This is a genomic window from Mucilaginibacter sp. P4_G9, from assembly GCF_056400985.1.
This window is the reverse complement of the sequence record NZ_JBFUKF010000082.1, coordinates 1-16,920: the sequence shown is the minus strand read 5'-3', so window position 1 is coordinate 16,920 and position 16,920 is coordinate 1. Positions and strand designations below refer to the sequence as shown.

Here is a 16,920-nt window from a genome sequence, read left to right as displayed (position 1 = left end):
CAAATTGTGCTGCCATGAATTATAGTTTGATAACGCAATTAAAATACCATTTGATGAAATGCTTGGCRTAAACTGTTGTACCGTTTGTGGTATAAACATTAAAGCCTGGGCAAATATGATAGGCATTACGCCGGCAGCATTTACCTTTAAAGGTATGTACTGACGTACCCCGCCGTATTGTTTGTTACCAACAATACGTTTAGCATACTGCACCGCAATTTTCCTGGTACCCTGCACTATCATTATCGTGAACATTACCACACCAATAAGCGCTACAATCTCAACAATGAAAGTTACCAAACCACCCGTACCTGTGGTACGTGAAGTGAACTCTGTTAAGAAAGCGCCTGGCAATTGGGCGATAATACCAACCATGATGATGAGTGATATACCATTACCAATACCTTTATCCGTAATTTTCTCGCCCAGCCACATTACAAATAAGGTGCCTGCGGTTAAAACAAACGTATTAAGTACAGTAAACAATGGATTGTTGATCAGCATGGCATCAGCGCCAACCTGTGATTTAAGATAACCTATAGCCTGTAAAAACGTGATACCTATAGTTAGGTAACGAGTCCACTGGTTTAGTTTGTTACGTCCGCTTTCGCCTTCCTTTTGCAATTTGGTAAAGTAAGGCACGGCGATACCTAATAATTGCACCACAATTGAAGCCGAGATATATGGCATTACACCCAATGCAAAAATAGAGGTACGTGAAAACGACCCTCCTGCAAACATATTCAGCAATCCTACTAATCCTTCTGCCTTTTGGTTTGACATTGCAGACGCAGGATTAACCCCGGGCAGAACCACGAATGAACCGACGCGATATATTAAAAGAAATAAGAGTGTGTTTATAATACGCACTCTCAGATCTTCGATTTTCCAGATATTGGATAATGTGGTGAAAAATTTCTTCATCCTAAAATTATAGCTTAACTATGGTACCACCAGCTGCTTCAATAGCTTTTTGAGCCGAAGCAGTAAATGCATGTGCTTCAACTTCTAATTTGGCTTTCAACTCGCCACGACCAAGGATCTTAACCAGGTCATTACGAGATACTAATCCGTGTTCTTTCAAAGTAGCGAAATCAACTTTTGCAAGTGTATATTTCTCAACTAATTCTTGCAGTACATCAAGGTTAACACCTGTATACTCAACACGGTTAGGGTTTTTGAAACCAACCTTAGGCACCCGGCGTTGCAAAGGCATCTGACCGCCTTCAAAACCTACCTTAGTGCTTGTACCTGAACGTGAACCGGCGCCTTTGTGGCCACGGGTTGACGTACCGCCACGGCCAGAACCTGTACCACGGCCAATTCTCTTTCTATTTTTAGTAGAACCTTCTGCAGGTTTTAAATTACTTAAATTCATGATATTAAATATTTTCTACCGCTACCAGGTGATTAACTTTTCTAACCATACCAATTATAGCCGCAGTTGCTTCAACTTCCACACTGTGGTTAATTTTACGCAAGCCTAATGCTTCGATAGTCTTTTTTTGGCGCTCACTTCTGTCGATCACGCTTTTAATCTGTGTTATTTTGATTTTGGCCATGACTGATTATCCGTTAAATACTTTACCTAAACTAACGCCACGTTGCTGTGCCACAGTATGTGCATCACGTAATTGTGATAGCGCAGATACGGTTGCTTTAACCACGTTGTGCGGATTTGATGAACCTTTTGATTTTGCTAATACGTTGTGGATACCTGCAGACTCTAACACTGCACGCATTGCACCACCCGCAATAACACCGGTACCGTTAGCAGCTGGTTTAATAAAAACAAAACCACCGCTAAATTTACCTATTTGCTCGTGAGGTACTGTACCGTTAATAATAGGCACTTTTACCAGGTTCTTTTTAGCATCATCAATACCTTTTGCAATTGCTTCGGTAACCTCTTTTGCTTTACCTAAACCGTAACCTACAACACCGTTTTCATCACCCACTACCACAATGGCACTGAAGCTGAAAGTACGGCCACCTTTGGTTACTTTGGCAACACGCTGTATGCTTACCAAGCGGTCTTTTAATTCGATCTCGCTTGTTTTTACTCTTTTTATGTTGATTGTTGACATTTCTCTTTTCGATTAAAAGTTTAAACCACCTTCACGTGCACCTTCGGCCAGTGACTTAACACGACCATGGTACAAATAACCGTTCCTGTCGAAAACCACATCTTTAATACCTGCTGCAATAGCTTTCTGGGCTACCAGTTTGCCTACGGCTACTGATTGATCAGATTTTGTACCTTCTGCTGCGATAAAGTCTTTTGATAAAGACGATGCTGATACGATAGTTTTTCCGGTTAAATCGTCAATGATCTGCGCGTAAATACCTTTATTGCTCCTAAATACTGACAGGCGAGGACGCTCTGTAGATCCTGAAAGGCGTTTTCTGATACCCTTTTTAATCCTGTCTCTTCTTGATAATTTAGCTCCCATGACGATTATTTTTTAGATGCTGATTTACCTGCTTTTCTTCTCAATATCTCGCCCACAAACTTGATACCTTTACCTTTGTAAGGCTCTGGTGTACGTAACGAGCGTATTTTTGCAGCTACCTGGCCAATTAACTGTTTGTCAATTGATTCAAGTATGATAGTTGGGTTTTTACCCTTATCAGCAGTGGTTGTAACTTTAATTTCTTTTGGTAATTCAAATACATAGTGGTGAGAGTAACCCAACACTAAATCTAAAGTATTACCGGTATTGGTAGCACGGTAACCCACACCCACTAATTCCTGCTGTATTTTGTAACCTTCTGTTACACCTACTACCATGTTATTTAAAAGCGCACGGTATAAACCATGTAATGCTTTGTGACGTTTTTGATCAGACGGGCGTTGAACCAGTAACTGACCGTCTTCCTGTGCAATGGTGATATCGCTATCAACCGCTTGCTGCAATTCGCCTTTAGGGCCTTTTACGGTAACAACATTATCTGCTGATACGGTAACGGTTACTCCCTGTGGCATTGCTATCGGTGCTTTTCCTACTCTTGACATTGCTTAATTTTCTCCTATTAATAAACGTAGCATAAAACTTCGCCACCTACATTTTGCTGACGGGCTTCTTTATCAGACATTACGCCTTTTGAAGTTGACAGGATGGCGATACCTAAACCATTTAATACTCTTGGCAAGTTATCCATGCCTGCGTATTTTCTCAAACCTGGTTTACTGATGCGCGTAATGCTACGGATAGCAGAAATTTTAGTTATCGGGTGGTATTTTAAAGCAACTTTAATGCTGCCTTGAGGACCATTTTCTTCAAACTTGTAATTGGCAATGTAACCTTTATCGAAAAGCACCTTAGTGATTTCCTTTTTAAGATTTGATGCAGGAATTTCAACAACCCTATGGTTGGCTTTAATAGCATTCCTTACTCGTGTAAGATAATCTGCGATTGGATCTGTATTCATTTTATTGTGTTATGATGGTGGTTTCCTTCCCGTAACATCCGGGACGACCTGCCATCGGTTAATTCTCTTTTTAAATTCAAAAATGAAAATTCAAAATTCAAAAATACTATGCAGTTTTTTTGAATTTTGACTTTTGAATTTTTAATTTGCTGCTTACCAGCTTGCTTTCTTTACTCCCGGTATTTTGCCTGCTAATGCCATTTCACGAAATGTTACACGTGAAATGCCAAACTGGCGCATATAACCACGAGGGCGGCCGGTTAATTTACAACGGTTGTGTAATTTTACCGGTGATGAAGCCTTTGGTAATTTATCTAAGCCTGCATAATCGCCGGCTTCTTTAAGGGCTGCTCTTTTCTCTGCGTATTTAGCAACTAATTTAGCGCGTTTTACTTCACGTGCTTTTACACCTTCTTTAGCCATTGCTATTTTGATTTTTAAATGGTAATCCAAATTGTTTCAACAACTCCAATGCTTCAACATCGTTAGTTGCGGAGGTTACAAAGGTAATATCCATACCTTGGATTTTATTGATTTTGTCAATATTTATCTCAGGGAATATAATTTGCTCTGTTATACCTAAAGTATAGTTACCTCTTCCGTCAAAACCTTTATCGTTGATGCCTTTAAAATCACGGATACGTGGCAGGGCAACTGCGATTAAACGATCTAAAAACTCGTACATTGTGTTGTCACGCAAGGTAACACGTACGCCTACCGGCATATTTTTACGCAATTTAAAGTTCGAGATATCTTTTTTAGATTTTGAAGATACGGCCTGCTGACCGGTGATGGTTGTTAACTCGGTGATGGTGTTCTCGATAAGTTTCTTATCGGTAGTAGCACCGCCAACACCCTGGTTAATGGCAATTTTCTCCAGTTTAGGAACCTGCATTACGCTTTTGTACTGAAATTTATCTTTCAGTGCAGTACGAATTTCTTCCTTATATTTTGATTTTAATCTTGGTACGTAAGTCATTACTTAATTTCCTCCCCTGATTTTTTTGCTACCCTTACTAATTTGCCGGCATCGTTCAATTTACGGCCAACACGGGTTGTATTACCTGTTTTAGGATCAACCAGCATTAGGTTTGAAATATGTATAGCAGCTTCTTGTTTAACAATTCCGCCGTTAGGATTAGCAGCATTAGGTTTAGTATGTTTTGATACCATATTGGCACCTTCAACAATAGCTCTGCCTTTGTCAACTAATACTTCAACAATTTTGCCTTGTGTTCCTTTTGAATCACCGGCCATAACTTTCACTAAATCACCTTTGCGGATCTTTAATTTAGTTGGTTGTGCGTGTTTTTTCTTTTCCATGATTACAATACCTCCGGTGCTAATGATACAATTTTCATAAATTGTTTCTCACGCAGTTCTCTTGCAACCGGGCCAAAGATACGGGTACCTCGTGGCTCGTCCTGGTTATTTAACAAAACAGCTGCATTATCGTCGAAACGGATGTATGAACCATCTTTTCTGCGGATCTCTTTTTTGGTGCGTACTACTACGGCTTTTGATACAGTACCTTTTTTAACGTTACCTGATGGTAAAGCGCTTTTTACGGTTACTACTATCTTATCGCCGATAGATGCATACCTCTTACCGGTACCACCTAACACACGGATCACTAAAACTTCTTTAGCGCCACTGTTATCGGCTACGTTTAATCTTGATTCCTGTTGTACCATCTTATTTAGCCCTTTCTAAAATTTGAACTAATCTCCAGTTTTTGCTCTTGCTCAGCGGGCGGGTTTCCATAATCAGTACGGTATCGCCTATACCACAAGTATTGGTCTCATCATGAGCCATAAATTTTGTGGTTTTCTTCACGAATTTACCGTAGATAGGGTGTTTTACTTTACGCTCAACAGCCACAACAATAGATTTCTCCATCTTATTGCTAACCACCAGGCCGGTACGTGTTTTTCTTAAATTTCTTTCCATTTTTCTGAATGCTTAAAAAATTAATTCTTTTCAGAAGCCGACGCCGCTTTGCGCTGTGTTAATTCAGTATTTAACTGAGCAATTCCCTTGCGTACCTTTGTTATACGGGATGGATTCTCAATAGCAGAAACTGCATGAGCAAACTTCAATTTGGTTAGGGTTGCCCTTTCCTCGGCGAGTTTTGCATTCAATTCTTCTGTTGATAGCTCCAAAATTTCTGAGTGTTTCATTTTCTTTTATTATTTGTTGTAATGTTGGAATGTTTCAACGTTGTAATGTTTTTGTTGGCTGTTGAAAGTCAATCCAACTTTACAACATTTTCAACCTTACAACCTTCAACTCCTCAATTTATGCTTCTACGTAATCCCTACGTACAATAAATCTTGTTTGTACAGGAAGCTTGGCAGCTGCAAGGCGTAAAGCTTCTTTTGCAACTTCCAAAGGCACTCCTTCGGCTTCAAAAATGATCCTTCCGGGGCGTACTACCGCTACCCAATATTCCGGAGCACCTTTACCTTTACCCATACGTACCTCTGCTGGTTTTTTGGTTACAGGCTTGTCAGGGAAAATCCTGATCCATACCTGGCCTTCACGTTTCATAAAACGTGTTACAGCGATACGTGCAGCCTCGATCTGGCGGCTGGTAATCCACGCCGCTTCGAGTGATTTTACACCGAAAGATCCGAATGAAAGTTCAGCACCACGAGTGGTTAAACCTTTCATCCTGCCTTTTTGCATCTTTCTGAACTTCGTTCTTTTTGGCTGTAGCATTTTCTTAAGCTTTTATATCGTTACGATATTTTTCTTCTACTTATAATTATTATCTCTTTCCTGGGCCGCCTGGACGGTTACCACCACCTTGACCACCTGGACGGCTGCCACCTTGACCACCCGGACGGCTACCGCCACCACGAGGACCACCCTGACCACCTGCACCCGGGCCACCTCTGCGGTCGCCACCTGGTTTCCTGTCGTTTCTGCGTTCGCCACCACGTTCGCCACCGCGAGCGTTGTCACGACCACCGAAAGCCGGGGCACCATCTGGTCTGCCACCTTTACCGCTGTTGCTGCTTGTACCGCCAATGTTTGGTGATAAATCGCGTTTGCCGTAAACTTCGCCTTTACAGATCCATACTTTAACACCTATTTTACCATAGGTAGTTAATGCTTCTGCTAATGCATAGTCAATATCGGCACGGAAAGTGTGCAAAGGAATTCTTCCTTCTTTGTATTGTTCGCTACGTGCCATCTCGGCGCCGCCTAACCTGCCTGATGTCATGATCTTGATTCCTTCAGCGCCCATTCTCATGGTTGAAGCAATTGTAGTTTTCATGGCACGACGGAAAGAGATACGTGCTTCTAATTGTTTTGCGATACCTTCTGCAACTAATTGTGCATCAAGCTCAGGGCGTTTAATCTCGAATATGTTGATCTGAACTTCCTTTTTGGTAAGTTTTTTCAACTCTTCTTTGATCTTATCAACCTCTGCGCCACCTTTACCAATCACAATACCCGGACGGGCAGTGTGAATAGTTACAGTGATGCGTTTTAAAGTACGCTCAATAACCACTTTTGATACACCGCCTTTAGCTATACGAGCTGAAAGGTATTTGCGGATCTTTTCGTCTTCAACTAATTTGTCGGCATAGTGATTGCCACCGAACCAATTAGAATCCCATCCTCTGATGATTCCTAACCTGTTACCTATTGGATGTGCTTTCTGTCCCATTTCAAATTAATTATTATCGTTTTTACTATCCACAATCAGTGTTACATGGTTTGAGCGTTTGCGTATGCGGTATCCCCTTCCTTGCGGAGCAGGGCGCAATCTTTTAAGCTGACGGCCACCACCTACTGAAATCTCTTTAACAAATAAGGCGCTATCTTCAACGCGTTTGCCTTCGTTTTTTGCTTCCCAGTTTTTGATGGCTGATAACAAAAGTTTCTCTACACGAATTGCAGCTTCTTTGTTAGTATATTTTAATATGTATAACGCTTTCTCAACGTTTTCACCGCGGATCAGATCAACCACCAAACGCATTTTGCGTGGTGAAGTTGGGCAGTTCTGTAGCTTTGCAACTGAAGCGCCGCCTACAAGGGCTTTTGCAGCTTCTTTTTGTTGCCTGATCAGTACAGACTTTTTGATTTTAGTTGTTGCTTCCATGCCTTATTTTTTCTTTTCTGCGTGACCGCGGAATGTACGGGTTGGAGCAAATTCTCCCAATTTGTGACCAACCATGTTTTCTGTTACATACACCGGGATAAACTTGTTACCGTTGTGTACTGCGAATGTGTGACCAACGAAATCAGGAGAGATCATGGAACGACGTGACCATGTTTTTACAACTGATTTTTTACTTGATTCATTCAAGGTAAGAACTTTTCTTTMCAGGTTATGATCAATATAAGGTCCTTTTTTAATTGAACGTGCCATTATTTTTTCCTTCTTTCAATGATATAACGATCCGACCCTTTTTTCTTATCACGTGTTTTGTAGCCTTTAGCTAACAAACCTTTACGTGAACGTGGATGACCACCTGAGGCCCTACCCTCACCACCACCCATAGGGTGATCTACCGGGTTCATGGCAACACCACGAACACGCGGCCTGCGGCCCAACCAGCGTTTGCGGCCTGCTTTACCTAACACCGCGTTTGCTCTTTCGCCATTTGAAACGGTACCAATAGTTGCCAAACAAGTTGACAGTATCATACGTGTTTCGCCTGAAGGCAATTTAATAATGGCATATTTACCATCACGGGCTGATAATTGAGCGTAAGTACCGGCGCTGCGGGCAATAATGCCACCCTGGCCTGGGTTTAACTCAATGTTGTGAATGATAGAACCTAACGGGATGTTTTTCAAAGGCATGGTATTACCAACCTCTGGAGTAGCACTCTCGCCAGATACAACTACCGTTCCAACTGTTAAGCCTTCCGGAGCTATCATATATCGTTTTTCACCATCAACAAAATGTAACAGTGCTATACGTGCCGAACGGTTAGGATCGTACTCAATAGTTGCAACTTTTGCCGGGATATCAAATTTATTACGTTTGAAATCAATTAACCTATATGCTTGTTTATGACCACCACCCATGTAGCGCATAGTCATTTTACCGCTGTTGTTACGTCCGCCCGATCTTGTGTTGGCTGAAACAACCAACGACTTTTCCGGAACGTTTGTTGTAATATCTGAGTTAGATACATCAACTCTGAAACGGGTACCCGGTGTAACCGGTTTAAATCTCTTTACTGCCATCTCTATAATTATATATTGCTGTAAAAATCAATTGTTTGCCCGTCGTTCAACGTAATGATCGCTTTTTTATACGTAGCAGCACGGCCAGATACGGCGCCTGCCTTAGTATTGCGAGTTTTAAGTTTGCCGACGTATTTCATAGTGTTTACCGCCTTAACGTTAACACCATACATTGCCTCAATGGCACCTTTAATCTGAATCTTGTTTGCTCTGTGATCAACTTTGAAAGCATAACGGTTAAGTTTCTCGGTTAATTGAGTTACTTTTTCAGTAAGTAGGGGTTTCTTTAAAATTTCCATAATTACTTAGCTAATGCTTCCTCCAAAGTTTTAACAGCGCCTGTAGTTAATAACAGTTTACCAGCGTTTAACACATCATAAGTGTTTAGCTGCTCAACTGAAATTACTTTCGTTTTCTTCAGGTTTCTGCTTGATAAATACACATTGTTATTTTCGGCACCTGCTACTACTAATAATGTTTTGTCATTAGTAACATTCAGATCAGCCTCCATTTTAATGTAGTTTTTAGTTTTGATGCTATCAAAATTAAAATCTTCCAATACTAAAATGTTGTTATCCTTTGCTTTGTATGATAAAGCCGATTTACGGGCCAGTGATTTTAACTTCTTGTTTAACTTGAAGCTGTAATCGCGGGGCTGCGGACCGAAAACGCGACCACCACCATTAAATAATGGAGATTTAACGCTACCTGCACGGGCACCACCTGTACCTTTTTGTTTATATAATTTGCGGGTTGAACCTGCAATCTCGTTACGCTGTTTTGCTTTGTGTGTACCCTGACGCTGGTTAGCTAAATACTGCTTAACATCAAGATAGATCGCGTGATCGTTTGGTTCAATACCGAATACCGACTCAGGAAGCTGCACCTTGGCACCTGTTTCTTTACCTGATACGTTTAATACGTTTACTTCCATCTTATTTATCCACTATTACGAATGAACCCTTAGCTCCGGGGATGGAACCTTTAACAACCAACAGATTCTGCTCAGCGTAAACCTTTACAACTTGTAAATTCTGTGTTTTAACGCGTACGTTTCCGGTTTGACCCGCCATGCGCATGCCTTTAAATACACGAGATGGCCATGATGACGCACCCAAAGATCCCGGCGCACGTAAACGATTATGCTGACCGTGAGTTTGCATACCCACACCACCAAAACCGTGACGTTTTACCACACCCTGAAATCCTTTACCTTTTGAAGTACCAACCACGTCAACAAAATCTCCGGCGGCGAAAATCTCTACAGTGATAGTATCACCTAATGATTTTTCGTCTTCGAAAGTTTTGAATTCAACAAGCTTACGCTTTGGAGTTGTACCGGCTTTTTGGAAGTGTCCTTTTAACGGACCAGAAGTGTTTTTTTCCTTTTTGTCGCCATATGCCAGCTGTACAGCAGCATATCCGTCTGATTCAACAGACTTAACTTGTGTTACCACGCAAGGGCCAGCTTCGATTACGGTGCAAGGAATATTCTTCCCTGTTTCGTCGAAAATGCTGGTCATTCCTACTTTTTTACCAATAATTCCTGACATTTTCTTAATTTGTTTGTGTCCATCGAAGCAGTAGGGCTTCGTTCAAGACATATTATTCCCCCCGAAAGGGACGGCAAAGATAGAAACTTTGTAGTAATTATCAAATAGTTAGTGAGTTATTTTTTTATAAATTTTATATACGTGTTTTAACAGGTGGTTTGGAGGTATTTGATTGGGGGTTAAGTGGTTTAATTGGGATAGATTTATTTCTCTCTCACGCACCTTTGTCATGTACTAAGTGATCTACCGATAATCAAGGGCGCATAATTTGTTTGAACCAGGATTTTTAGAATTGAAGAATGAACAGAATTGAAGAAAGCATGTTTATTTAGAGCTTAAACACGCCGGGGCGGGTTGCTACATTTTAGGTTGATCGCTAATTTTCTATATTTCTTAACTGATAACACAGCAAGATCAATAAAAAGACAGACGAACCGGTAACAAAAGATCCCAATATCCACACCATCTTGTTACCATTACGCTTGGCAAATGGTTCATAAATGGGTAAAAGTATTATTTGTTTTCCATCAATAGCATCGTCTCTTGACTTTATAGCGGCAGTGTAATATTTCAAATCATCGGCATTATAAGATACCTTGCTTAAGTATACAAACTTATTCAATGGCTCATGCTTAAAATCAATATCGCATTTTGCTGCAAATACTTTAAAGTTTAATTGTTTTTCTGCAAGCGGCAAGCTATTGCTGATTGTTTTGACATATTTAACGGCCAACCAGGCTGCGGGGAATATTTTCATTGGTTTTGGCTCTTCTTTCAGCTTATACCCCCTCGTTACCACTGCCAATGCACCATACTTTCCTGCCTCACCATATTGCGGCATAACAAGTGACGGGTTTACATAGCGCATTAATCTTATAGAATCAGCAGGCAGTTTTTTTAATTGTAGCATAGAACTTAGCTTACTGTTAATTATCACCAATGTTTTGGGATTTACCCCTTTACGCATAGCAACGATTACAGTGGTATCAGGAAAAATATGATCAAAAACAGGAACGGCAGTATAGGCGGTCATATTAAAATCGCTGTTGTTTTTCCCACTTACAGAAAAAACCACCTTTATATGCGCCATATTTTTATTGCTGTAAATTTTTTTAGCAGTATAATATTTTGTTGCAGGCAAAACATTCAATTCGCTGATACTATCTAAAGGGGTTAATTTCCCTGTTGCTGTTTCTATATATTGCTGCGCAATAATTGTAGGTACGGCCACCGTTAACCCCGTTAAAATAATTAATAATGCAACCAGGTCTCCCCTGCCGGTAAAATTAAGCTTAAGCAGCTTTATCCTTGGCCGCAGCCAAATGATAAGAGGGATAAACACAAGACCCGCAGGTATAAAAAAGTTGATATATTTTTCGGAAATGTCAAATGCATTAAGTTTAATTATCAATAACCAATGCAAAAAAGTATACATGAAAAGCGTGCAAAATGCTATAAATACAAAAGGCAGAAAGATTAATTTAAACTTAGTCTTAAACTGGCGCATGTTTGGCTTAGGTATTACTCAATAATTTAATTTGTGATTATGCCGGAAACGAAAACCCTTTTATTTCAGGTATCAGGCTCCCTACTCCATCATTAACCTTCTGATCAGCTCTGCGCTCTGCACCTTCCCCTCTTCCAGCCTATGGCTGAAAAAGGCTTGTACCTCGTTAAAGTGTTTTTTATACCCTTCCATATCGCCGTAACCAATAATAGCCGACCATTCCCTCACTGCCGAGTGAAATTCCAGATCGTCGCCGCGGATGGTTTTGTCATACAGAGCAGTTTCAATAGACTCTTCCAGTAGTTCCTCGTTCTTAAACAGGTATTCGGCAATGCCCAGCCTGAGGCGAAATGGTGGGGTTTGGCAAATGAGGTTATCATAGGGGTTTACACCGAGGTGGTACCAGGCATCCACCATACTTAAGATGCTCAGGTGCGAGTTGGGTTTCTGTAGTTCGGGCTTTTGCGAAAGGGAAAACTCCTTCATAACCACATCGTTCAGCATAATGGGTTTGCGGCTTTCGTGAAATACAAAATCGCGGGCACGGTACAGCCGCTCCCTGAAATTTTGGGCCTCCTCCTTGATCATCAGCTTAAATAATTCTGATTCTGATTCGGAATAACGCTTTACCTGCTGCCTTGCATAAGGGTTCAATATGGCAAGCCCCGCGTACACGTGCGCTTTATAACTAAATATACGAAGGGTGGTCAGGATTTTTACATTATCAATACCGCCTATATAAGATGCGTTTTCCCATGGAAAAAAGCCGGCTGCCATCCAGGCTGTCCCCATACTCTCAAAACCTACGTGGGTTACAGCCTGGGTATCAGCTACAATTTTATCATGCTCGTGATAATCGGCAATTTCCACAATATCGCTGCCAATAGCCGTAAACAAATCAACCATCCGCTGGTAGGCATCTGGCCGGCAACGATGCGGTATCAGGATGAGCGTTTGCCCCTTTGGATCAAAGCCCGGCCCGTGCATGGCATGAAATGTGATGATCTGCGCATCGGCAGGCAAGTATTTTTCAAATATGGCTATCTCGGGATGCTTAACGGACGTTTGACCGGCAACAATGGCTCCGTACTTAGTCAGCGGACCACACTCTGCTACCACCTGCTCCAGCCTATCGGCTTCAACGGAGTAAATAATGAGGTCGTTGGTACGGGATACATCACCCGCCTTATCTATAATGGTAATGCCAAAGGGCGCAAGTTCCTCCTCCAGCTTAGTACGATTTTCGGGTAAATCGCAGCCGCAAACGGTGTAACCCGCCTTTGCAAAAGCCTTTGCGTACAAACGCCCCATATCGCCCAAACCAATGATGCCTATATTCATGCCGCTAATATAACTATGAGTAGCAAAATTCCGTATGAAAGCTTACATTAGCGATCGAAAAGTCCAGGATAATGCAAATTAAAACCATTAAAATCCTGTTTTGTTAACATCAGATACCTAATTTTACATAATGAAGCATTTTATATTCCGTATCTCTGTTTTAATGGTAATTATTTTAGGCATCAGCCATTTGGGGTTTGCCCAGGATACTGTTAAAAAAGCTGCCGCTAAGCCATCCGCAACAAAACCGGTGGTTATAAAGCCAGCGGTAAAATATAATGCGGCTCCCGCCGGTGCAAAACCGGCTGGTGCATATCAGCCCCAATATACCAAGCCCCGCGAAACCGCTGCCGACTCGGCACTGGCAAAGGATAAAAGCCTGAACGGGCAGTACCGATACCTCTTGACCAAATTATTCCATTACCAGCAGCCGTTGGTTTCTGCCTTATGGAAAAACCTGCAGGATACCCTAAATACAGAACGCCGCAGACTTAAAGAAGCTCAAACCAAACTGGCTGCACAAACACGGGATATTGCTACGCTTAAAACCGATGTAACCACCAAGGATCAAACCCTTTCTGAATCTAACGCCAAACGCGACGAAATAAACCTTTTAGGCATCGCATTTACTAAAGCCTCCTATAATTTATTAATGTGGGGATTGGTTATCTTTTTCGGCCTTACTGCGGCCATTGTAATAGTCCGGTCTGGCGCAAACAGTCGTGAAGCCAAGTACCGCATTAAGCTGTATAATGAGCTCGACGAAGAATACAAAGCCTACAAGGCTAAAGCCAACGAAAAAGAAAAGAAACTGGCCCGCGAACTGCAAACCGAGCGTAACAAGCTGGATGAATTGTTAGGGAGAGGATAGGTTTTTGATGTGCAGATGTGCAAATTTCAGATGTGCAGATGTATAATCCCCGAATTGAGAACGTCATGCCGAGATTGTTTCGCCCCCCCACAGGACAGGTTGCCAACATATTGTAAACTCTGCAAGAGGGATCCTGAAACAAGTTCAAGATGACTTAGCATTTCTTTTTAGACAGTTTTCTATGAATAACACCGAACTTTTAACCCTCATTACACGCCTGCGTTCTGTTGCCGATGTAGGTTTGCTGTACGCCAAAAACGAATACGATATTGAGCGCTATACCGAGTTACAACACATTGCCATAGGGATGTTGGATAATGTTACCGGCTGGGGTAGCGACGATATAAAATTCAATTTCCCGATGCCGCATGATTACCCAACCGTTAAGGTTGATGTACGTGGCCTGTTATTAAATGCCGAAAACAAAATATTACTGGCTAAAGAAAGTGCCGATGGCAAATGGAGTTTACCTGGCGGCTGGGCCGATGTTGGGTACAGCGCGAAGGAAGTTATCGTTAAAGAATTCCAGGAAGAAACAGGGCTTGATGTTGTTGCCGACAGGTTATTGGCGGTATTCGATAAAAAAATGCACCCTCACCCACCACAGCCTTTTTATGTTTATAAGATGGTATTTTACTGCAAAGCAATTTCAACTACCCTCAACAAAGGCTTTGATGTGCTTGACGTGAAATATTTCGACATCAATAGTCTGCCCGAGCTTTCCGAAGACCGGATCCTGAAAAGCCAGATTGAGCTATTGTACCAAAAGATAATTACGGGAGATTTAACTGCGGAAGTGGATTAATTTTGATTTGGAAGTTCGGATGTTCAATTTCGGATTTATTTACCAACTACTATCTGATATTTGTAAACTGAAACTACTGCAAACTCGTAGGCGCGGCACTTAGCTTGGGTAACACCCGCTTATTAGCCGGCAAGGCCAGGTATTTTTTGTAGGATTCGTTGATATAGGCTGTCATCGACGGCGCGTTGTTATTTTTAAGAAATGCATAAGTTGGCCTGTAAAGCGACATGAAGTTTTCCAGTTCGGCACCGCGCAGCGGAACTACACTTTTTACATAATCAACATTAAAGGCTTCATCTATCTGCCGCTCTTCTTCCTCGTGCTGAAAATATCTTTTTAATCGCCGTGCATCCTTACCCTCTTTACTAAACCAGGTAGATGGCGACATTACAGAAACCTTGCTTTTAGTATAAACTTCAGGGTATTCTTTACGCGGATCAAAAGCCGGGCGGGTAGCAGTAACGTTTACCTGCCTCAATGATATAGTTTGCGATATCATCTCCACGCGCTTTGGCCGTAAATCTGTTACATATAATGTATCTGATACATAACCCGGTGAATTAAATATTAGTGTATGACCTGTTAGGGTACGAATGCTGAAATTACCGTTCTTATCGGTTATGGTGATTTGCCTGTTGTTAATATCTTTCACAAAAACGTTGGCCAGCTTATCACTTTTGCCTTTTTCATAAACCGTCCCTTTCAGCACATCCTGGGCATTCACAGTTGCAGTAATAAAAAGGGAGGCTACCAATATATAGTATGTTATTTTCATAGACATTGATTTAAGCTGTAAATTAAACCTATTTTTTGCGGTAATAGTTTTGAATTTAACATAATTAACTTTTTTGTAGTGGATTAATTACAAAAGGGTGAAGGTGGGAATTGAAATAATATAAAAAACACCTGCTTATAGAATCATAAAGCGCCAATTACAAGTTGAATCTTTCATAAATATATGATTTAGCGTATTGGATTATTTTTTGGTAAATTTGATTACAAAATATAAAGATGGATACATTACTAATAGAAGTAACTAATCAAAATGCCTACAATTTACTTAAAGAGCTTGAAAAGCTACATTTGATTAAAGTGCTCAAAAATACATCCTCCCCTAAACAAAAGCTATCTGATAAATTTGCCGGTAAATTACCAGCTGCTGATGCCGCCAAACTTCAGGAGCATATAAAGCAAAGTCGTAAAGAATGGGATATTTAATTGATAGCAATGCTATTATTGATTACTTGAGCGCAGCACTGCCAGAAGAAGGAATGCTTTAGTTAAGTAATATCATAAATGATTCGCCGATAATTTCCGTCATGACCAAAATTGAGGTATTAGGATTTAAAAACACCACTGACACTGACATTCTGTTAAATAACTTCATTGATGCCTGCTTAATCATCCCACTTTCAGAAGAAACGATAGATCAAACCATTCAAATCAGAAAAAAACATAAAATAAAAACTCCCGATGCTATTATTGCCGCAAGCGCTAAGGTTTTAGGCCTTACATTGATTTCGAGAGATGCTGGCGATTTCAAAAAAATACATGGCTTAAAAATCGTTAATCCCTGGACCATAACAGGTACTAAATAAAAACTCGTATACTACCACATCGACACATTAGAATGATATATAAAAAAAACGCCCCATTTTCATGGGGCGGTAAAATTTGGCTATATGTTAGTATTGTCCCGGTAACGGTTGGGGTGGTTAATACCTGTTTACTTTAAAATCAGATATTCCGCCGCTCATGTGGATATATATTTTGTTTTTTGCTGCATCAAAACCTGCTGTTTCATAGGTGTTATTATTCTTTTTGTCAAACCCTTCAAATTCATTAGATGACAGGCCGGTGTTTGCATTTATACTGCAGGCAGCATTCTTAGGCACACTGATGGTAACCTCTGAAACTCCTGTAGACACTTCAACATTGGTGGTCGCTAATGGCGCACCCAGCTTTACATCAAATGATGCCGCTCCACCCTTTAAAGTTACACTTTTAATTTTAAATTTTGTTAAATCAAAATCCAATTTTGTTGCGCCTGTTTCCACATAAATATCCCAGATAGGGTTTGGATTAAGCTTGATGTTGGCCTGGTTTGATTTATTGTCATCAGAATCAAAATGCCATCCCTTATTATTCTTCATCTTCAGATCCAAAACATAAACCGAGTCGTCCTTACTGGTATTAAACT

Annotated in this window: 28 protein-coding genes and 1 pseudogene; 4 read left to right on the top strand and 25 right to left on the bottom strand. The window is 40.9% G+C overall.

The window, feature by feature from the left end; genetic code table 11:
- The 23 genes from secY to AC1DPZ_RS09690 form a co-directional block, all read right to left on the bottom strand.
- The coding region (secY, locus tag AC1DPZ_RS09800; RefSeq protein ID WP_477402790.1) for a preprotein translocase subunit SecY at positions 1-924 on the bottom strand (924 nt) is incomplete at its 3' end.
- A gap of 7 nt (positions 925-931) precedes the next feature.
- Positions 932-1,378: a 50S ribosomal protein L15 gene (rplO, locus tag AC1DPZ_RS09795; protein WP_477402789.1), complete on the bottom strand. Its 447-nt coding sequence runs from the start codon at positions 1,376-1,378 to the stop codon at positions 932-934.
- A 4-nt stretch (positions 1,379-1,382) separates the two neighbouring features.
- A complete protein-coding gene (gene rpmD / locus AC1DPZ_RS09790) occupies positions 1,383-1,562 on the bottom strand; it encodes a 50S ribosomal protein L30 (RefSeq protein WP_090643431.1) in 180 nt (59 codons plus the stop codon).
- 6 nt (positions 1,563-1,568) lie between these two features.
- On the bottom strand, positions 1,569-2,087 hold the full coding sequence (gene rpsE / locus AC1DPZ_RS09785) for a 30S ribosomal protein S5 (RefSeq protein WP_295717627.1): 519 nt from the start codon (positions 2,085-2,087) through the stop codon (positions 1,569-1,571).
- Between the two features lie 12 nt (positions 2,088-2,099).
- Positions 2,100-2,453 carry a 50S ribosomal protein L18 gene (gene rplR, locus AC1DPZ_RS09780; protein ID WP_477402788.1) on the bottom strand — a complete coding sequence of 118 codons (354 nt, stop codon included), beginning with the start codon at positions 2,451-2,453 and terminating at the stop codon, positions 2,100-2,102.
- A 5-nt stretch (positions 2,454-2,458) separates the two neighbouring features.
- Positions 2,459-3,016, bottom strand: coding sequence for a 50S ribosomal protein L6 (gene rplF, locus AC1DPZ_RS09775; protein ID WP_477402787.1), 558 nt, complete (start codon positions 3,014-3,016; stop codon positions 2,459-2,461).
- Between the two features lie 17 nt (positions 3,017-3,033).
- Entirely contained in the window at positions 3,034-3,432 is a 399-nt protein-coding gene (gene rpsH / locus AC1DPZ_RS09770) for a 30S ribosomal protein S8 (RefSeq protein ID WP_477402786.1), read from the bottom strand.
- Positions 3,433-3,585: 153 nt separating this feature from the next.
- Complete coding sequence (gene rpsN / locus AC1DPZ_RS09765; protein WP_477402785.1) at positions 3,586-3,855, bottom strand: 30S ribosomal protein S14; 270 nt, start codon at positions 3,853-3,855, stop codon at positions 3,586-3,588.
- On the bottom strand, positions 3,848-4,411 hold the full coding sequence (rplE, locus tag AC1DPZ_RS09760) for a 50S ribosomal protein L5 (protein WP_091215970.1): 564 nt from the start codon (positions 4,409-4,411) through the stop codon (positions 3,848-3,850). Before rplE ends, rpsN begins: the two co-directional genes overlap by 8 nt.
- Positions 4,411-4,755: a 50S ribosomal protein L24 gene (gene rplX / locus AC1DPZ_RS09755; protein ID WP_477402784.1), complete on the bottom strand. Its 345-nt coding sequence runs from the start codon at positions 4,753-4,755 to the stop codon at positions 4,411-4,413. The genes rplE and rplX overlap by 1 nt, the downstream gene beginning before the upstream one ends.
- 2 nt (positions 4,756-4,757) lie before the next feature.
- Positions 4,758-5,126 (bottom strand): 50S ribosomal protein L14, encoded by a 369-nt coding sequence (gene rplN, locus AC1DPZ_RS09750; protein ID WP_073405786.1) that lies wholly within the window; start codon positions 5,124-5,126, stop codon positions 4,758-4,760.
- A gap of 1 nt (position 5,127) precedes the next feature.
- On the bottom strand, positions 5,128-5,382 hold the full coding sequence (rpsQ, locus tag AC1DPZ_RS09745) for a 30S ribosomal protein S17 (protein ID WP_008506277.1): 255 nt from the start codon (positions 5,380-5,382) through the stop codon (positions 5,128-5,130).
- A 20-nt stretch (positions 5,383-5,402) separates the two neighbouring features.
- Positions 5,403-5,612: a 50S ribosomal protein L29 gene (rpmC, locus tag AC1DPZ_RS09740; RefSeq protein WP_477402783.1), complete on the bottom strand. Its 210-nt coding sequence runs from the start codon at positions 5,610-5,612 to the stop codon at positions 5,403-5,405.
- 118 nt (positions 5,613-5,730) lie between these two features.
- On the bottom strand, positions 5,731-6,153 hold the full coding sequence (rplP, locus tag AC1DPZ_RS09735) for a 50S ribosomal protein L16 (RefSeq protein WP_295717649.1): 423 nt from the start codon (positions 6,151-6,153) through the stop codon (positions 5,731-5,733).
- 49 nt (positions 6,154-6,202) lie between these two features.
- The gene (gene rpsC, locus AC1DPZ_RS09730) at positions 6,203-7,111 is read right to left on the bottom strand and encodes a 30S ribosomal protein S3 (protein ID WP_477402782.1); all 909 of its coding nucleotides are present in this window, start codon (positions 7,109-7,111) and stop codon (positions 6,203-6,205) included.
- Between the two features lie 6 nt (positions 7,112-7,117).
- Complete coding sequence (gene rplV / locus AC1DPZ_RS09725; protein ID WP_477402781.1) at positions 7,118-7,546, bottom strand: 50S ribosomal protein L22; 429 nt, start codon at positions 7,544-7,546, stop codon at positions 7,118-7,120.
- A 3-nt stretch (positions 7,547-7,549) separates the two neighbouring features.
- Positions 7,550-7,816 carry a 30S ribosomal protein S19 gene (gene rpsS / locus AC1DPZ_RS09720; protein ID WP_477402780.1) on the bottom strand — a complete coding sequence of 89 codons (267 nt, stop codon included), beginning with the start codon at positions 7,814-7,816 and terminating at the stop codon, positions 7,550-7,552.
- The gene (rplB, locus tag AC1DPZ_RS09715; RefSeq protein ID WP_477402779.1) at positions 7,816-8,643 is read right to left on the bottom strand and encodes a 50S ribosomal protein L2; all 828 of its coding nucleotides are present in this window, start codon (positions 8,641-8,643) and stop codon (positions 7,816-7,818) included. Before rplB ends, rpsS begins: the two co-directional genes overlap by 1 nt.
- Before the next feature lie 8 nt (positions 8,644-8,651).
- Complete coding sequence (rplW, locus tag AC1DPZ_RS09710) at positions 8,652-8,942, bottom strand: 50S ribosomal protein L23 (protein ID WP_090643376.1); 291 nt, start codon at positions 8,940-8,942, stop codon at positions 8,652-8,654.
- Between the two features lie 2 nt (positions 8,943-8,944).
- Positions 8,945-9,577, bottom strand: coding sequence for a 50S ribosomal protein L4 (gene rplD, locus AC1DPZ_RS09705; protein WP_183556568.1), 633 nt, complete (start codon positions 9,575-9,577; stop codon positions 8,945-8,947).
- A 1-nt stretch (position 9,578) separates the two neighbouring features.
- Positions 9,579-10,196: a 50S ribosomal protein L3 gene (gene rplC / locus AC1DPZ_RS09700; RefSeq protein WP_477402778.1), complete on the bottom strand. Its 618-nt coding sequence runs from the start codon at positions 10,194-10,196 to the stop codon at positions 9,579-9,581.
- Between the two features lie 376 nt (positions 10,197-10,572).
- Entirely contained in the window at positions 10,573-11,631 is a 1,059-nt protein-coding gene (locus tag AC1DPZ_RS09695) for a hypothetical protein (protein ID WP_477402777.1), read from the bottom strand.
- Between the two features lie 153 nt (positions 11,632-11,784).
- On the bottom strand, positions 11,785-13,044 hold the full coding sequence (locus tag AC1DPZ_RS09690) for an NAD(P)-binding domain-containing protein (RefSeq protein ID WP_477402775.1): 1,260 nt from the start codon (positions 13,042-13,044) through the stop codon (positions 11,785-11,787).
- Positions 13,045-13,174: 130 nt separating this feature from the next.
- Between AC1DPZ_RS09690 and AC1DPZ_RS09685 the strand changes: the two genes are divergently transcribed.
- A complete protein-coding gene (locus tag AC1DPZ_RS09685; RefSeq protein WP_477402774.1) occupies positions 13,175-13,915 on the top strand; it encodes a hypothetical protein in 741 nt (246 codons plus the stop codon).
- A 181-nt stretch (positions 13,916-14,096) separates the two neighbouring features.
- The gene (locus tag AC1DPZ_RS09680; RefSeq protein ID WP_477402773.1) at positions 14,097-14,720 is read left to right on the top strand and encodes an NUDIX hydrolase; all 624 of its coding nucleotides are present in this window, start codon (positions 14,097-14,099) and stop codon (positions 14,718-14,720) included.
- A gap of 73 nt (positions 14,721-14,793) precedes the next feature.
- Here the strand turns inward: AC1DPZ_RS09680 and AC1DPZ_RS09675 are convergent, their stop codons facing one another.
- Positions 14,794-15,495, bottom strand: a complete 702-nt coding sequence (locus tag AC1DPZ_RS09675) for a carboxypeptidase-like regulatory domain-containing protein (RefSeq protein ID WP_477402772.1) — start codon at positions 15,493-15,495, stop codon at positions 14,794-14,796.
- Positions 15,496-15,731: 236 nt separating this feature from the next.
- Here AC1DPZ_RS09675 and AC1DPZ_RS09670 point away from each other — a divergent pair, with 236 nt between their 5' ends.
- Together AC1DPZ_RS09670 and AC1DPZ_RS09665 are read left to right on the top strand one after the other, a co-directional pair.
- Positions 15,732-15,938, top strand: a complete 207-nt coding sequence (locus AC1DPZ_RS09670; protein ID WP_477402771.1) for a hypothetical protein — start codon at positions 15,732-15,734, stop codon at positions 15,936-15,938.
- A 101-nt stretch (positions 15,939-16,039) separates the two neighbouring features.
- Entirely contained in the window at positions 16,040-16,318 is a 279-nt protein-coding gene (locus AC1DPZ_RS09665; RefSeq protein WP_477402770.1) for a type II toxin-antitoxin system VapC family toxin, read from the top strand.
- 117 nt (positions 16,319-16,435) lie between these two features.
- On the opposite strand, the pseudogene AC1DPZ_RS09660 reads toward AC1DPZ_RS09665, so the two are convergent.
- Positions 16,436-16,920 (bottom strand): annotated as a pseudogene (locus AC1DPZ_RS09660) (LiaF transmembrane domain-containing protein); the annotation flags it as partial.

Coding starts and splice junctions, on each gene's coding strand:
- rplO (WP_477402789.1), bottom strand. CDS start 1,378: ATGAATTTAAGTAATTTAAAACCTGCAGAAGGTTCTACTAAAAATAGA.
- rpmD (WP_090643431.1), bottom strand. CDS start 1,562: ATGGCCAAAATCAAAATAACACAGATTAAAAGCGTGATCGACAGAAGT.
- rpsE (WP_295717627.1), bottom strand. CDS start 2,087: ATGTCAACAATCAACATAAAAAGAGTAAAAACAAGCGAGATCGAATTA.
- rplR (WP_477402788.1), bottom strand. CDS start 2,453: ATGGGAGCTAAATTATCAAGAAGAGACAGGATTAAAAAGGGTATCAGA.
- rplF (WP_477402787.1), bottom strand. CDS start 3,016: ATGTCAAGAGTAGGAAAAGCACCGATAGCAATGCCACAGGGAGTAACC.
- rpsH (WP_477402786.1), bottom strand. CDS start 3,432: ATGAATACAGATCCAATCGCAGATTATCTTACACGAGTAAGGAATGCT.
- rpsN (WP_477402785.1), bottom strand. CDS start 3,855: ATGGCTAAAGAAGGTGTAAAAGCACGTGAAGTAAAACGCGCTAAATTA.
- rplE (WP_091215970.1), bottom strand. CDS start 4,411: ATGACTTACGTACCAAGATTAAAATCAAAATATAAGGAAGAAATTCGT.
- rplX (WP_477402784.1), bottom strand. CDS start 4,755: ATGGAAAAGAAAAAACACGCACAACCAACTAAATTAAAGATCCGCAAA.
- rplN (WP_073405786.1), bottom strand. CDS start 5,126: ATGGTACAACAGGAATCAAGATTAAACGTAGCCGATAACAGTGGCGCT.
- rpsQ (WP_008506277.1), bottom strand. CDS start 5,382: ATGGAAAGAAATTTAAGAAAAACACGTACCGGCCTGGTGGTTAGCAAT.
- rpmC (WP_477402783.1), bottom strand. CDS start 5,612: ATGAAACACTCAGAAATTTTGGAGCTATCAACAGAAGAATTGAATGCA.
- rplP (WP_295717649.1), bottom strand. CDS start 6,153: ATGCTACAGCCAAAAAGAACGAAGTTCAGAAAGATGCAAAAAGGCAGG.
- rpsC (WP_477402782.1), bottom strand. CDS start 7,111: ATGGGACAGAAAGCACATCCAATAGGTAACAGGTTAGGAATCATCAGA.
- rplV (WP_477402781.1), bottom strand. CDS start 7,546: ATGGAAGCAACAACTAAAATCAAAAAGTCTGTACTGATCAGGCAACAA.
- rplB (WP_477402779.1), bottom strand. CDS start 8,643: ATGGCAGTAAAGAGATTTAAACCGGTTACACCGGGTACCCGTTTCAGA.
- rplW (WP_090643376.1), bottom strand. CDS start 8,942: ATGGAAATTTTAAAGAAACCCCTACTTACTGAAAAAGTAACTCAATTA.
- rplD (WP_183556568.1), bottom strand. CDS start 9,577: ATGGAAGTAAACGTATTAAACGTATCAGGTAAAGAAACAGGTGCCAAG.
- rplC (WP_477402778.1), bottom strand. CDS start 10,196: ATGTCAGGAATTATTGGTAAAAAAGTAGGAATGACCAGCATTTTCGAC.
- AC1DPZ_RS09695 (WP_477402777.1), bottom strand. CDS start 11,631: ATGTATACTTTTTTGCATTGGTTATTGATAATTAAACTTAATGCATTT.
- AC1DPZ_RS09690 (WP_477402775.1), bottom strand. CDS start 13,044: ATGAATATAGGCATCATTGGTTTGGGCGATATGGGGCGTTTGTACGCA.
- AC1DPZ_RS09685 (WP_477402774.1), top strand. CDS start 13,175: ATGAAGCATTTTATATTCCGTATCTCTGTTTTAATGGTAATTATTTTA.
- AC1DPZ_RS09680 (WP_477402773.1), top strand. CDS start 14,097: ATGAATAACACCGAACTTTTAACCCTCATTACACGCCTGCGTTCTGTT.
- AC1DPZ_RS09675 (WP_477402772.1), bottom strand. CDS start 15,495: ATGAAAATAACATACTATATATTGGTAGCCTCCCTTTTTATTACTGCA.
- AC1DPZ_RS09670 (WP_477402771.1), top strand. CDS start 15,732: ATGGATACATTACTAATAGAAGTAACTAATCAAAATGCCTACAATTTA.
- AC1DPZ_RS09665 (WP_477402770.1), top strand. CDS start 16,040: ATGACCAAAATTGAGGTATTAGGATTTAAAAACACCACTGACACTGAC.